This is a genomic window from Glycomyces endophyticus (assembly GCF_039531525.1).
Taxonomy (GTDB): domain Bacteria; phylum Actinomycetota; class Actinomycetes; order Mycobacteriales; family Micromonosporaceae; genus Glycomyces; species Glycomyces endophyticus.
Genome location: NZ_BAAAQF010000010.1, coordinates 101082 through 114749 on the forward strand (window position 1 = coordinate 101082; position 13668 = coordinate 114749).

11 protein-coding genes are annotated in these 13668 nt (G+C 73.5%); 6 read left to right on the plus strand and 5 right to left on the minus strand.

What is annotated here, in order from left to right:
* Nucleotides 1-15: 15 nt before the first annotated feature.
* A complete protein-coding gene (locus tag ABD419_RS14255) occupies nucleotides 16-855 on the minus strand; it encodes a helix-turn-helix transcriptional regulator (RefSeq protein ID WP_344487481.1) in 840 nt (279 codons plus the stop codon).
* Between the two features lie 100 nt (nucleotides 856-955).
* On the opposite strand from ABD419_RS14255, the gene ABD419_RS14260 reads away from it, so the two are divergent.
* On the plus strand, nucleotides 956-1720 hold the full coding sequence (locus ABD419_RS14260; protein WP_344487483.1) for an SDR family oxidoreductase: 765 nt from the start codon (nucleotides 956-958) through the stop codon (nucleotides 1718-1720).
* A 46-nt stretch (nucleotides 1721-1766) separates the two neighbouring features.
* On the opposite strand, the gene ABD419_RS14265 is transcribed toward ABD419_RS14260, so the two are convergent.
* Both ABD419_RS14265 and ABD419_RS14270 read right to left on the minus strand, forming a co-directional pair.
* On the minus strand, nucleotides 1767-5057 hold the full coding sequence (locus ABD419_RS14265; RefSeq protein ID WP_344487485.1) for a DUF4132 domain-containing protein: 3291 nt from the start codon (nucleotides 5055-5057) through the stop codon (nucleotides 1767-1769).
* A gap of 109 nt (nucleotides 5058-5166) precedes the next feature.
* The gene (locus tag ABD419_RS14270) at nucleotides 5167-5532 is read right to left on the minus strand and encodes a VOC family protein (protein ID WP_344487487.1); all 366 of its coding nucleotides are present in this window, start codon (nucleotides 5530-5532) and stop codon (nucleotides 5167-5169) included.
* A gap of 82 nt (nucleotides 5533-5614) precedes the next feature.
* On the opposite strand from ABD419_RS14270, the gene ABD419_RS14275 reads away from it, so the two are divergent.
* Entirely contained in the window at nucleotides 5615-6553 is a 939-nt protein-coding gene (locus ABD419_RS14275) for a helix-turn-helix transcriptional regulator (protein WP_344487488.1), read from the plus strand.
* A 175-nt stretch (nucleotides 6554-6728) separates the two neighbouring features.
* Complete coding sequence (locus ABD419_RS14280; protein ID WP_344487490.1) at nucleotides 6729-7475, plus strand: SAM-dependent methyltransferase; 747 nt, start codon at nucleotides 6729-6731, stop codon at nucleotides 7473-7475.
* A gap of 61 nt (nucleotides 7476-7536) precedes the next feature.
* Here ABD419_RS14280 and ABD419_RS14285 read toward each other — a convergent pair whose 3' ends face one another.
* Nucleotides 7537-7773, minus strand: a complete 237-nt coding sequence (locus ABD419_RS14285; protein WP_344487492.1) for a hypothetical protein — start codon at nucleotides 7771-7773, stop codon at nucleotides 7537-7539.
* 131 nt (nucleotides 7774-7904) lie between these two features.
* Entirely contained in the window at nucleotides 7905-9359 is a 1455-nt protein-coding gene (locus ABD419_RS14290) for a family 43 glycosylhydrolase (RefSeq protein ID WP_344487494.1), read from the minus strand.
* 243 nt (nucleotides 9360-9602) lie between these two features.
* On the opposite strand from ABD419_RS14290, the gene ABD419_RS14295 reads away from it, so the two are divergent.
* From ABD419_RS14295 to ABD419_RS14305, 3 genes are read left to right on the plus strand one after another with little or no spacing between them, the layout of a single operon-like run.
* Nucleotides 9603-11549, plus strand: a complete 1947-nt coding sequence (locus tag ABD419_RS14295; RefSeq protein WP_344487496.1) for a serine hydrolase domain-containing protein — start codon at nucleotides 9603-9605, stop codon at nucleotides 11547-11549.
* A gap of 24 nt (nucleotides 11550-11573) precedes the next feature.
* Entirely contained in the window at nucleotides 11574-12914 is a 1341-nt protein-coding gene (locus ABD419_RS14300) for a sensor histidine kinase (protein WP_344487497.1), read from the plus strand.
* Entirely contained in the window at nucleotides 12911-13558 is a 648-nt protein-coding gene (locus ABD419_RS14305; protein WP_344487498.1) for a response regulator, read from the plus strand. Before ABD419_RS14300 ends, ABD419_RS14305 begins: the two co-directional genes overlap by 4 nt.
* Nucleotides 13559-13668: the final 110 nt, after the last annotated feature.

Genomic DNA, 13668 nt, shown 5'->3' on the forward strand with positions numbered 1-13668 from the left:
CTTCTTTTTTTGCGTTCAGGGGCCGGTGCGGGCCGGGCCGAGGACCGCGAGGAGCTGCAACTTTTCTTCGGCCTCGCTGCGGGGCTCGGCGGTGAGCACGAGCAGGGCCTGCGACTCGTCCTCGGTGAACAGGACCTGGCAGTCGAGCTCGATGGGGCCGACTTCGGGGTGGATCAGGGTCTTGTGGTCGGCGAACCGCTTGGCGACCTCGTGCCGCTCCCACAAATCCGCGAACTCCGCCGACCGCTGCTGCAGCGCGGTCACCAGCTCGCCTGCCCGGGACTTCGGGCCCATGGCGCCGTAGGCGACGCGCAGGGCCGACACGAGCGCGCGGCCTTGGCGGTCGCGGTCGTCGGCGGGGTACCGCTCGCGGTCGCCGGGGCGCGTGAACCAGCGGTAGGCGTCGTAGCGGTCGAGCCCGGTGTAGGAGGTGCGGTCGCCGAACAGGGCCTTCGCGAGGTCGTTCTGGACGAGGGCCTCGCCGAGGTTCGAGAGGATCAGCGCGGGCGTGTCGCCGAGGCGGTCGAGGACCCGCAGGAGCGCGGGGGCGACGTGGGCGGCGTCGGACAGGCGCGCCGGAGCGTTGTGCCCGGCCATCTGGAACAGGTAGTCGCGCTCCTGGTCGGTCAGGCGCAGGGCGCGCGCGAGCGAGGCGAGCATCTGGACGCTCGGCTGCGGGCCGCGCCGCTGCTCGAGGCGGGTGTAGTAGTCGGTCGACATGGCCGCGAGCGCGGCGACCTCCTCGCGGCGCAGGCCGGGGGCGCGGCGGCGGGCCCCGGGAGGGAGCCCGACGTCGCCGGGCTGGAGCCCTTCTCGGCGGCGGCGGAGGAACTCGGCGAGCGCGGTGCGGTCCATGCGTCAAGTATCGGCCCGGCGGGGGCCGCGAACCAGGGACCGGCGATCCCCCGACAAGCGGTCTCTGCACGGCGGCGCCGAAAGCGCCCAGACTCGGGGCATGGACATTACAGGGAACACGATCTTCATTCCGGGTTCGACGAGCGGCATCGGCCTGGCGCTCGCGCTGGCGTTCCAGGAGCGGGGCAACCAGGTGATCGTCGGGGGCCGGCGCACGGCGGAGCTGGAGCGGATCGCCGCCGCGCACCCCGGCCTCGACACGGTGCGGATCGACACCGCCGATCCGGCGAGCATCGCGGCGGCCGCGGCGGAGGTGCTGGATCGGCACCCGGACCTGAACGCGCTCATCGCGATGGCCGGGATCATGCGCGCCGAGGACTGGCGCCGGCCCGAGGGCTTCCTGGCGTCGGCGGAGGCGACGGTCACGACGAACGTGCTCGGCCCGATCCGCCTCATCGGGGCGTTCGTCGAGCACTTCCAGACCCGTCCGGACGCGACGATCATGACCGTCTCCTCGGGTCTGGCGTTCACGCCGCTGCGCGCGACACCGAGCTACAACGCGTCGAAGGCCGCGATCCACATGCTCAGCGAGTCGCTGCGGCTGCAACTGGAGGGGACCTCGGTGCGGGTCGTGGAGCTGGTGCCGCCGTCGGTGCGGACCGAGCTCATGCCCGGGCACTCGGAGGACCCGCACGCGCTGCCGCTCGACGAGTACGTCGCGGAGGTCATGGGGCTCGTCGAGTCGCAGCCGGATGCGAAGGAGATCCAGGTCGAGCGCGTCAAGTTCCTGCGCTACGGCGAGGCCCGCGGCGACTACGACCAGGTCGTGGCGGCCCTGAACGGGAACGAGCGGGCGAACCGGTAGCGGGGGCGGAGGGCCCCTCCGCTGCGGGAGGGGCCCTCCGACGTGCCTACGCGCCGGCGTCCACGACCTTGGCGAGCGCGGTGAGGGCCTCGGAGGCGGCGACCGGGTCCCCGACCTGGAGGCCGGGCGTGGCCTGGGCGCGGCTCCAGCCGCCCATGTCCCGGTCGGCGATCACGACCTGGCCGAGGATCTGGACCCACATGTCGTGGACGTCGCCGGCGGAGATGCCCGGGTCGAGGTCGAGCACGAGGTAGCCGGTGCCCGGCAGCGGGCACCACATGCCGTTCTCGATGCCGGCGTCGAGTGCGGGGGCGCGGACCCAGCCCTTCTTGACCAGGCCGAGGAGGCCGCCGACGGTGACGCGGGCCTGCTCGAAGCGGGTCACGTGGCCGGTGGCGAGCTCCTCGTCGGTGAAGGCCGCGGTCTCGCGGCCGAGCTGCGGGAAGGGCTGCACGATCTCGTAGTCGGCGAAGATCTCCGACCATGCGGCGACCTCTTCGCCGAGGTGCACGGGGTGGGCGATGCGGATGACGGCGTCGTCGGCGACGGCGAGCGCGTTCTCCTCGACGTCGGTGCGGCTCCTGTCCTCCGCGAGGCGGAAGGGGACGCCGTCGGCGGTCCACACCAGGCGGCGGGCGAGGTGCCACACCAGCGGGTGCCCGGCGAAGTGCTCCCCGAACTCGGCCGGGGTCCAGGTCCGTCCGGTCACCATGGCGCGTTCGAGGCGCTTGACCTGGTCGGCGGCGACGGTGCGGAGTTCCTTGCGGAGGTTCGCGAACCGCTTGTAGGCGGCGTCGGCGAGCTCCTGGTCGTCCTTCGCGGCGGGCTTGGGCAGGGATTTGCGGGGCTTGCCGTCGCCGTCGGTGACGAAGGGCTTGAGCTGCTCGTCGAAGCCGACCTTGAAGCTCCTGGGGCCGTAGTCGAGGACGAGCGCGGAGGCCTCGCGGAGCCCGAAGTCGGGCACGAGGCGGTCGGCGAGCTGCTCGGCGGAGAGGCCGAGGTTCGCGGCGATCGCGGTGATCTGCTCGCGGGCCTCGAGTTTGATGGCGGCGAACTTGGCCTTCTCGCCGATGCCCTGGATGGCGCGCAGTGCGGCCTCGGAGCCGATCGCGCCGAGCACCTTGAGGCCCTTGACGGCCCGGTGGTGCTGGTTCTCCCCCGGCCAGCGGCCGATGAGCGGGGTCAGGGCGCGCACGGTCTCGTCGTCACCGAAGTGCATGAGCTGGGTGAGGGCCCACGACTGGTCCCAGGGCGCGCCGGCGACGAGCCACTGCTCGAACAGGGCGTGGGAGAAGCGGGTGAGCGAGGCCCGGTCGCAGGTCTCGGCGAGGACGGCGACGCCGGGGTAGTCGTACTCGGGCGAGCCGAGGGCGAGCACGGTGGCGGCGGTGCGGACGACCGAATCGGGAAGGGCGCGTTCACCGCCCGCCAGGAGGATCTGCGGGAGCGCGGGCGGGGCGACCCAGGGGCCGGGCTCGGGGACGGGGACGCCGGCGGGCGCGAGCGGGTCGACGTCGACGAGGGTCTCGACGGCGGCGACCGCTTCGGGTCCGTACTGGACGGCGGCCTGGCGCACGAGGTCGGCGCGGCCGCAGCCCGCGAGGTAGCGCAGCGCGGCCTCGGCGGCGGCCCGGGGCTTCTTGGTCTTGCCGAGCGCGTCGGGGATCAGGAGCGCGGCGGCGTCGGCGGCGTGGCGGTCGAGCCACTCGAATGCCAAGGGGCGCAGGGTCTTCAGGCGCGCGAGCGCGTCGGCGGCGAGGCGGGCCGCGGTGAGGTTCGCGATGGGCAGGAGCACCTCGCGCAGGGAGGCGTCCGACCCGGCGCAGTCCGCCACCAGGCCGGCGGCGGCGTCCCCGTGGGCGGCGAGGAGCCGCCGGAGGAGGTCCGCGGCGAGGTAGCGCACGCCCGGCTCCCAGTCGGCCAGGAGGGGGGCCGACAGCTCGATCGGAGCGAGCGCGATGATGCGGGCCTGGTAGTGCGGGGCGAACGTGGCGAACTGCTTCACGTCCTCGGTCCAGTCGCGGTCGTCGCCGTGGACCGGGGTCGCGGCCCACTCCTCGCGTTCGCCGTCGGCCCAGGCGACCCGGTCGATCGCGGGCGGCACGAGTCCCTTGAGGACGACGGGTGCGGCGTCGGTGCGGGCGGCCTGCCACGGCGGGGCCGTGAGCAGGGCCGGGAGCGTCTCGGCGGGGGCGGCGGCGAGCCGGCCGGGAACGGAGGTCGCGGCGGTGACGGCGTCGCGGACGGCGTCGCTCTGGCGGTCCAGGGCCGCGCCGAGGACGACCGGGTCGCCGTAGAGGATCGTCGTGAGCCGCCTGCGGACCGCGGGCTCGGCGCCGGGGAGGCGCGCGGCGACGGCGCGGAGGGCGCGCTGCGGGAACCGGGCGGCGGCCTCCATGGCGAAGCCCATCGCGACCGGGTCGTCGAGGCCGTCGAGGATGCGGTCGAACGCGGCGTCGGAGGGGATCGCGGCCAGCGCCCGGTAGAGGACCTTGCGGTCGTCGGTGTCGGCCCACCTGGTGAACATGGAGTCGAGGACGGGCACGGCGTCGGCGCCGAGCCGGTGGACGAGGTCGGCGAGCCCGGAGGTCTGGAACCAGTAGAGGTACACGCCGCTGTAGTCAAGGCTCTGGAGCTGCTGACCGGTGGTGATGACGCCGAGGAGCAGGTTGGACATGGTGGCGTCCGGTTGCAGCGTCGTGAGTTCGGCGCAGACCTGGTCAAGCCAGTCGGTCTCGTGCGGGACGAGGAGGCTCGCGCCGAGCCGGCGGAGCGGGTCGGTGCGGCGCGCGGCGAGGGCGTCGATGACGGCGGCGTGCTCGGCGTCGGGGAGGGCGGCGAGGTGCGCGCGGATCGCGGCGAGCTCGGTCGAGTTGTTGAGGCGGCCCCAGCGGTGGTTCTGGGGGCTCAGCGGGCTCAGTCCGATCATGCCGTCGCGGTCGGCGGCGGCGATGTCGAGGAGGAAGAACTCGGTGAGGGCGACGGCGGCGAACGGCAGTCCGTGCTCGGCGGCGGCCAGGTCGAAGAGGGGGCGCCGGACGTAGGGGTCGGCGGTGGCGGTGGGGCGCGCGAGGGCCCAGACCGCGGCGGCGCCTTCGGGGTCGGCCTTCCCGGCGAGGAAGGCCAGGCCCGCCTCGCGGTGGTCGGCGTTGGCCTCGTGGTCGAGGCGCTCGCGCACGCGGGCGTCGAACTCGGCGAGGAGCGCGCGGCCGGCCTCGGGGTCGAGTTTGAGCCGCCTCGGCCTGTCGCTGCCGCGCCGCGGCTGCACGAATCGGTTCCAGGAGTCGGGGAAGGCGAGGAGGCGCTCGTCGGGGAGCGGGGTCTCGGATGCGGTCACGGGCGCAAGTCTAGGAACCGGGTGTGACACCGTCCTCTTTGGTACGCAGCGTGATCGGTCGAGTGCGGAGCAGCGCGGGCGGCGGCTCGGGGCCGCCGCCCGCGGGGTGCTAGTCGACCGGGGCGACCCGGATGAGGTTGCCGTCGGGGTCGGCGGCCACGAAGGTGCGGCCGAAGACCTCGTCGCGCGGCTCGTCGACGATGGTGACGCCCTTGGCCTTCCAGGCCTCGAAGAGGGCGTCGATCGCATCGGACCCGCCCGGCTCGGCGACGCAGAGTTCACTGGTGCGCACCGGGTTCGCGGCCAGGTCGACGCTCGCGCGGCCCCACAGCGAGAGGCTGATGCCGGGGGCGAGGTCGAAGGCGATGTAGCCCGGGGTCTCGAAGACCGGTGTCATGTCGAACAGGTCGCCGTAGAAGCGGGCCGCCGCGGGTGCGTCGGAGACGTAGACGATGAAGATGTTCGGCTTGGGCATGGCGCCCTCCTTTTCCGTCGGGACCGCCACCGTAGGCGGAGAACCTGACGGAATCCGTCAGGTTCTCTGGAAGAATGGCCCGGTGACTCCCGACAGGTTCTTCTCCCTGCTCCTGGCCCTGCAGACCCGGCCGGAGACCACGGTCGCGGCGCTGGCGGCCGAGACCGGCGTGTCGGACCGCACGGTGATGCGGGACCTGCGCTGGCTCCAGGACGCCGGGTTCCCGGTGCTCATGCGCCGCGGCCGGTACGGCGGCGTCTCGATGCTCCCCGGCGGCGGGCTCGACACCGCCCGCCTGACCCCGGGCGAGCGGGAGCACCTGGCGCTGACCGGACTCGACGGCGACCAGCGGCGGCGGCTGGGCGTCGCGGAGGTGAGCGGCCGGGCCTTGCGGAAGGTGTCCGGGTCGGGGCCGCCCGACGACCTGATCGCGGTCGGCGACCTCGTCGTCAGCGACAACCGGCCCTGGTTCGGTCCCGAGCCCGCGGGCACCTCCCCCGCCGCGCTCGTCGGCGACCTGCGCCGCGGCGTGCGGCTCCGGGTGCGGTACGAGCGCGAGGGCGAGGCGGCCCGGTGGCGGACCGTGGACCCGTACGGGCTCTTGGCGAAGGGCGGCCGCTGGTACCTCGTCGCCGACGAGGAGGGGGAGCCGGCGCTGCTCAACCTCCAGCGGATCGCGCGGTGGGAGCCGCTGCGCGCCGCCAGGCGGCTGCGCCCCGGCGCGCGTCTCGCCGCAGTCGCCGCCGAGCTGACGTCGGGGTGGGAGTCCGCGGGGGACCTCGAAGTGCGCCTTCGGTTCCAGGAGTACCAGGTGGGGCGGGCGCGGCGGCTCCTCGGCTCGCGCCTGACGATCGGGGAGGCCGAGGAGGACGGCTGGCGGCCGGCGGTGCTGCGGTGCCGCGTGCTGGAGGACGTGCGCCAGCTCCTGGCGTTCGGCGACACTGCCACGGTTCTGGGCCCGCCGGAGGCGGTGGCCCGCGTGCGGGAGCTCGCCCGGCAGATCCTCGACCACTACCGATGAGGCCCGGAAAACCGCTGGACACGTGCGCTATGGCGGCGTAGTTTCTCGGGGTTCCGCACGCCCCGAACACAGAAGCAGGTGCATTCGATGGTCGTCCAGGCCCTCGCGACCGGTGCCCACCGGTCGCGACTCGCAGCCGTTCACACCACTTCCAAGAGAAGGACGACCAACCACAGTGGATCTCCCACGTAGCTTCACCATCCGCGAGAGCAGCCACCGCCTGCTCAACCCGTTCACGCCCGAGAAACTGGCGGTCCTCGGCCGGGCCGTGCGCCCCGTCCCGGGGACGGCCGTGCTCGACCTCGCCTGCGGCAAGGGCGAGTTGCTGTCCACCTGGGCGCGCGACCACGGCACGACCGGCACCGGCGTCGACATCAGCACGGTCTTCATCGCCGCCGCCCGCGAGCGCGCCGACGAACTCGGCGTCGGCGACCGGGTCGCGTTCGTCCACGGCGACGCCTCCGCGCACGTCGCCGACCGGCCGGTCGGCATCGCGTCGTGCATCGGCGCCACCTGGATCGGCGGCGGCGTCGCGGGCACCGTCGAACTGCTGCGCCGCAGCCTCGCCCCCGGCGGGATGATGCTCGTCGGCGAGCCGTACTGGCGGCTCGACCCGCCCGACCGGGCGACCGTCGAGGGCTGCCACATGTCGGCGAAGGACGAGCTGCTCGCCCTTCCCGAGCTGCTGGAGCGGTTCGGCGCGCTCGGCTGCGACGTCGTCGAGATGGTCCTGGCCGACCAGGACAGCTGGGACCGCTACGCCGCGGCCCAGTGGCTCAACGTCAGGCAGTGGCTCGACGCCAACCCCGATGACGAGCTCGCCGCGCAGATGCGCGCCGAACTCGACACGGCGCCCGTCACGCACGTCCGCTACCAGCGCGAGTACCTCGGCTGGGGCGTCTTCGCCCTGATGAACCGCTAGCGCTCGACGCGAAGGGGCACCGCCGGTCCGGCGGTGCCCCTTCGTGATTCGTCGTGCGCCCTCAGGCGGCCATCGCCGCGACGAGCTCCCATCGCGCCGAGGCCGCGGCGCAGCCCGTGCACTCGTGCTCACCGTCGAGGTCGGGACTGGTGGTCCAGCCCTCGGCTTCGGCGGCCGCGCACAGTACCGGCCAGCTGTAGAACGAGTCGTCGCCGCAGCGGAAGGCGTCACCGCACCGGTCGCAGCGCAGCTCGTACTCGACGGCGCCGTTGCTCCACTCGAAGGTCCGTCCGCTCATGGTCCCTGCTCCAATCCGAGGTCGGCCCGGGGCGGCCCGGCCGGGCCGCCGCGTGTCGCACCCCTGGTGCCCCGGACCGGCGCGGGCCAAACCACGGGCGGCCGCGGCCGAGGGGCCGCGGCCGCGCAGGGCTACTCGAGGCGGAACGTCGCCGCGGCGCGCTCGGCGTCGGAGGCGACGGTGAGCAGGTTGACCAGGCCGCTCGCGTTGCGCAGGTAGCGGCCGGCGAAGTTCGCGGACTCGAACGAGACGGCGGCGGCGTCGGCCAGGCCCGCGCGGCGGTGGAAGCTGGCGTCCTGGCGGAACTGCGCGGTGCCGTCGTTCGCCTCGACCCACAGCTCGTAGTTCTTGTGCCGCAGGAAGCGGCCGGGGAAGTTCGCCGACTCGAGCGAGACCGTGCCGGAGCCGGACAGGCCCGTGACGATCCGGAACTGCGAGTCGGCGAGCATCGCGGGCGTCGCGTTGGCGCGCACCCGGAAGTCGTAGTGGTTGAGGAACACCGTGGTCGAGCCGTGCGCGGCGAGGCGGTACGGGGTGGCGCCGTCGGCCACGGGGATCCCGAAGTCGGGCGTGCCGTCGGCCTTCCAGTAGAACTTCTGGACCCTGGTGTGGCGGTTGGGGTCGTAGAGCGGGTCGCCGCTGATGTTCTTGTAGGGCCGCGCGTGGTAGACGAGGAGGTCGCTCTGGCCGTCCTCGGAGACGGTGAACGAGTTGTGGCCGGGCCCGAACTGGCCGGTGGCGTCGCTGCTGCGCAGCACCGGCTGGGCGCTCTTGGTCCACGAGGAGGCGCTGAGCAGGTTGGCGCTCTCGGACGCGGTGAGGAGGCCCATGGCGTAGTTCGCGTCGGTGGCGCTGGCGGAGAACGTCATGAAGACGCGGCCGTTGCGCTTGATGACGGCGGCGCCCTCGTTCACGTTGTGGCCGATGGTCTCCCACGAGTTGGTGGGCTTGCTGATGCGGACCGGGGTGCCGGTGATCGCCCACGGGCTCGCCATCGCGGCGAGGTAGAGGCTGGTGCCGCTGCCGAGTTCGGGGTCGCTCTGGGCCCAGCAGAGGTAGCGGGTGGAGCCGTTGGTGAAGGTGGTGGCGTCCAGGGAGAAGGAGTCGCGCGGGGTGGTGATCTGGCCGCGCTCGGTCCAGGTCCCGGCGAGCGGGTTCGCACTGGCGTTCTCCAGGGCGTACATGCGGATGGCCCAGACGTCGTCGGCGCGGCCGGCCGCGAAGTAGACGTACCACTTCCCGCTGATGTAGTGCAGTTCCGGCGCCCAGATGTGGGCGCTCATCGGGCCGCTGGAGTGCTTCTGCCACACCGTGACCTCCTGCGCGGTGGCGAGGCCCTGGACCGTGGTGGCGCGGCGCATGACGATCCGGTCGTAGGCCGGGACGCTCGCGGTGAAGTAGTAGTAGCCGTCGCTGTGGCGCACGATGAACGGGTCGGCGCGCTGCTGGATGAGCGCGTTGGAGTAGAGGACGCCGGGGCTCGCCGCGGCCGGGGCGGCGGCCCCGAACGGGGAGACGGCGGCGGCGACGGCGGCCGCGCCCGCGGCCTGGAACAGGAGGCGGCGGTTGAGGGGTGAGCTGCGCATGGGAACTCCGGTGAGGGTCGGGTCAGGACATACATGGCGGCCACCAGGTGATGTTCACGGTAACCAAGTGAGCGGTTCGAGTCAATACATCCATTGATATGAATGTCGTGGCGGGGGCCTCTCCCAAAGGTCGCAACTCGATTTCCGCCTCGCGGCAGCAGTCGGGAACGCCTCCGCGCGGACACGATGGTGTGGTCCGACCGATTCGGTCCGCACCGGACCGCCGCACCCACTGGAGACGACATGACCGCCCGACACTCCGCCTGGAGCCGCACCGGCAGGACGGCGGCCGCGCTCGCCGCGGTCGCGGTCCTCGCGACCGCCTGCGGCACCGGAGACCCGGACCTCCCCGAACCCGAGACCCCCGCGGCGCCAGAAGAGTTCACCGCCGCGAACGTCGACGCCTGGCTCGACGCGACCGTGCCCGAGATGCTGGAAGAGGCCGGCATCGCCGGCGCGACCGTGGCCGTCGTCGGCGACGGGCAGGTCCTCACCACCCGCGGCTTCGGCTTCGCCGACGTCGACGGCGGGGTCGAGGTCGACCCCGCCGAGACGCTGTTCCGACCCGGGTCGGTGTCGAAGGTGTTCACCGCCACCGCCGTCATGCAGCTCGTCGAGCAGGGCCTGGTGGACCTCGACGCCGACGTCAGCGAGTACCTCGACTTCGACATACCACGTGAGTTCGACGAAGATCTGACCCTGCGGCACCTGCTCACCCACACCGGCGGGTTCGAAGAGCGCGTCTCCGGGCTCATCGCCTTCGAGGGCACCGGGGCGCACCTCCGCGAGGCGCTCGCGACCGACCCGCCCGAGCAGGTCTTCCGGCCCGGCACCACGCCCTCGTACTCCAACTACGGCAACGCGCTCGCCGGGTACATCGTGGAGCGGGTCGCCGGCGTGCCGTTCGAGGAGTACATCGCGGTCGAACTCCTCCAGCCGCTCGGCATGGACTCCTCCTCGTTCGAGCAGCCCCTCCCCGCGGACCTCGCCGACCGCATGTCGAACGGGTACGCGAGCGCCGACGGCCCGGCGCAGCCCTTCGAGCACGTGGGCACCCCGCCCGCCGGCGCGCTCTCCGCGACCGCCGACGACATGGCGCAGTTCATGCTCGCGCAGCTGGGCGCCCGCCCCGACGGGGTCGAGCTGCTCGACGCCGCGACCCGCGAGCAGATGTACTCCCCCGCCCTCGACGGCGGCAGCCTCGCCGAGTTCGCCGGGGCGCAGCGGATGACGCTCGGCTGGTTCCAGGAGGACCAAAACGGGCACCGCGTCGTCGGCCACGGCGGCGACACCAACTGGTTCCACTCGCACCTGAACCTCTACCCCGACGACGGGGCCGGGATCTTCGTGTCCTTCAACAGCTCCGGCACCGCCGGAACCGAGACCCTCGGCCTGCGCGCCGACCTCATGGCCGGGTTCGCCGACCGGTACTTCCCCGGCGAGACCGAGGCCGCTGTCGCCGAGGGCTGGAGCGCGGACGACGTCGCGGGGACCTACTACTCCTCGCGCGGCTCGGAGTCCACGTTCCTGTCGGCGCTCGGCGTCTTCAACACGACCGAGGTCACCGCGCTCGACGACGGCCGCCTGTACTTCGCGGCCGACCCCGGCACCCAGGAGCCGGGCGTCTTCGAACCCGTCGGCGGCGGCGTCTGGAGGGAGGTCGGCGGCGACCGCACCATCGCGGTCCGCACCGAGGACGGCGAGGTCACCGGCATCGTCCACGACGCGGCGTTCACCCTGCTGCCCTTGGACGTCGAACGCGAACTGAGCGCGCCGCTGCTGGCCGCCGCGGTCGCGGTGCTCCTGCTCGCCCTGCTCGCCTGGCCCGCCGGCGCGGTCTACCGGAGGCTCCGGCGCCGTCCCGGTCCCGGCCGCGAAGGCCGCGTGTCGCGCGCGCTCGTGCGCGTGGGCGCCGCCTGCGCGGTCCTGGCGATCGCCGGCTGGGTCGCGATCGTCGTCATGGCGATGTCGCTCCAGGAACCCTCGGCCGCGCTCATCCGCACCGTGCAGGTCGTCCAGCTGATCGCGGCCCTCGGCCTGATCCCGGCGGTCGTGCGGTTCGTGGGCGAGATCCGCCGCAAGGCGGGCTGGAGGGCCGTCACCGGTACGGTGGTCGTGTTCCTGGCCCTCGCCGCGGTCGCGGACTTCGCGATCGAGTTCCACCTGCTCTCGCCGAACATCAGCTACTGACCGCCCGACGACAGGAGGGTCCGCATGACCGCGTCCGCCAAGGCCCGCCGCAGGCCCACCCCGGGCGAGCGCCTCGACCGCGCGCTCTCCCGGGTCGGGGCCGCGGGGCCGTTCTCCAGGGACGCCCTGTTCGCCGTGCTGGTGGCGGCGGTGACGCTCGGGTCGTTCGAGGTCATGGCGCGGCTCGCCCCGGCCGACCCGTCGCTGCGGGTGACCGCCGGCGAGGTCTGGACCATGGGCGCGCTCGCCACCGCGCAGTCGCTCCTGTTGTGCGCGCGCCGGGTGCGGCCGGGCTGGTGCCTCGGCGCGATGATCGCGCTGCAACTGCCGATCATCGCGATCGCCCCGCAGATCATGGCCCAGGGCTTCGGTCCGGCGATCGCGGCGTACACGGTCGGCGGCCTCGCCACCGCCCGCTTCGCCGTGGCGATCGGCGCGGTGGCGGTGGTCCTGGAGACGGCGGTGTCGACCGCGGCCACGTGGGGCGAGCCCGGCGCGGCCGCGACGGTGGCGAACCAGTTCGCGTCGAGCGCGATGCTGTACGCCGGGGCCTCGGTCATCGGGGCCTATGTGGCGACGCGGCGGCGCAACCGGGCGATGGCCCGCGAGCGGGCCGAGGCGGTGCTGCGGGCCGCGCGCGAGCGGGAGGAGTCCGCCGTCCGCTCCGAGCGGACCCGCATCGCCCGCGAGCTCCACGACGTGGCCGCGCACCACCTGTCGGGCATGGTGGTCCAGGCCGCGGCGGTGGAGCGTCTCATCGACCGCGACCCGGACGCGGCCCGGGAGGGCGCGGCGTGGATCCGCTCGCAGGGCAAGGAGACCCTGGCGAACCTGCGGCAGGTGGTGGGCCTGCTGCGCGAGCGCGGCGGCGCCGGCGAGGGCACCGCGCCGGTGCCGGGCCTGTCGGCGCTCGAAGCCCTCGTGGAGGAGTCGCGGCGGCTCGGCGACGACGTCAGGTTCGAGCGCGAGGGCGAGCCGCTGGTGCTGCCGCCGATCGCGGACATCTCGCTGTACCGGATCGCCCAGCAGGCGCTCACGAACGCCCGGCAGCACGCGCCCGGTGCGGCGGTGCGGCTGCGGCTGGTCTACGAGCCGCACCATGTGGACCTGGACGCCGTCAACGGCAGACCGCGCCGCGAGCCCGCGGACGCGGAGCACGGCGGGACCGGCCTGGTGGGCATGCGCGAACGCGCCGACCTCGTCGGGGCGGACTTCGAGGCCGGACCCACAGTGGACGGCGGCTGGCGGGTGCGGCTGCGCCTGCCGGTGCGCGAGGCCGACCGGGAGCGGCCCGGCGGGCCGCCGGGCGGCGGGGCGGACGGCGGAGTGCGCAGTGGAATCGCAAGCGGGACGGGAGAACGATGATCAAGGTGCTGCTCGTCGACGACCAGGCGGTGGTCCGTGCGGGCTTCCGCGTGCTGCTGGAGGACGCCGGCGACGTCGAGGTCGTGGCCGAGGCGTCGAACGGCCGGTCCGCGGTGACCGCGGCGGCGCAGTTCGCGCCCGACGTGATCTGCATGGACGTGCGCATGCCCGGGGGCGACGGCATCGAGGCGACCCGGCGGATCGCGGCCGATCGCGAGGGCGAGTCGCCCGCGATCCTCATCGTGACCACCTTCGGACTCGACGAGTACGTGTTCGGCGCGCTCGAAGCGGGCGCGAGCGGGTTCCTCATGAAGGACTGCGAGCCGGAGGAACTGGTCGACGCCGTCCGCAGGCTCGCCGCCGGCCAGGGCCTGGTGGACCAGGCGGTGACCCGCAGCGTCATCGCCGAGTTCGCCCGGCGCAGGCGGGTCGCGGCCGATCCCGCTGCGGCGCAGCTGCTCACGGCCCGGGAGACGGAGATCGTGCTGCTGCTGGCGCGCGGCATGTCGAACGCGGAGATCGGCAAGGAGCTGTTCGTGGAGGCCAGCACCGTGAAGTCGCACCTGAGCCGCGCGATGGCGAAGATCGGCGCCCGCGACCGGGTGCAGACCGTGGTGTGGGCCTACGAGAACGGAGTCGTGTAGGGCCCGTCCTGTGCGTTCGGGAGCGACGGTGTCCGAGTCCGCTCGTTCGCTCGTTCGCTCGCAGAGCGGAAGCAGGCCCTAGGCGGGAGAAGGGCAGTCAGGTGAGCGCG

Bases quoted from the DNA above. Each gene is read 5' to 3' on its own strand.
- ABD419_RS14295 (WP_344487496.1), top strand. From the start codon at position 9,603: ATGACCGCCCGACACTCCGCCTGGAGCCGCACCGGCAGGACGGCGGCC.
- ABD419_RS14260 (WP_344487483.1), top strand. From the start codon at position 956: ATGGACATTACAGGGAACACGATCTTCATTCCGGGTTCGACGAGCGGC.
- ABD419_RS14285 (WP_344487492.1), bottom strand. From the start codon at position 7,773: ATGAGCGGACGGACCTTCGAGTGGAGCAACGGCGCCGTCGAGTACGAG.
- ABD419_RS14270 (WP_344487487.1), bottom strand. From the start codon at position 5,532: ATGCCCAAGCCGAACATCTTCATCGTCTACGTCTCCGACGCACCCGCG.
- ABD419_RS14305 (WP_344487498.1), top strand. From the start codon at position 12,911: ATGATCAAGGTGCTGCTCGTCGACGACCAGGCGGTGGTCCGTGCGGGC.
- ABD419_RS14300 (WP_344487497.1), top strand. From the start codon at position 11,574: ATGACCGCGTCCGCCAAGGCCCGCCGCAGGCCCACCCCGGGCGAGCGC.
- ABD419_RS14255 (WP_344487481.1), bottom strand. From the start codon at position 855: ATGGACCGCACCGCGCTCGCCGAGTTCCTCCGCCGCCGCCGAGAAGGG.
- ABD419_RS14290 (WP_344487494.1), bottom strand. From the start codon at position 9,359: ATGCGCAGCTCACCCCTCAACCGCCGCCTCCTGTTCCAGGCCGCGGGC.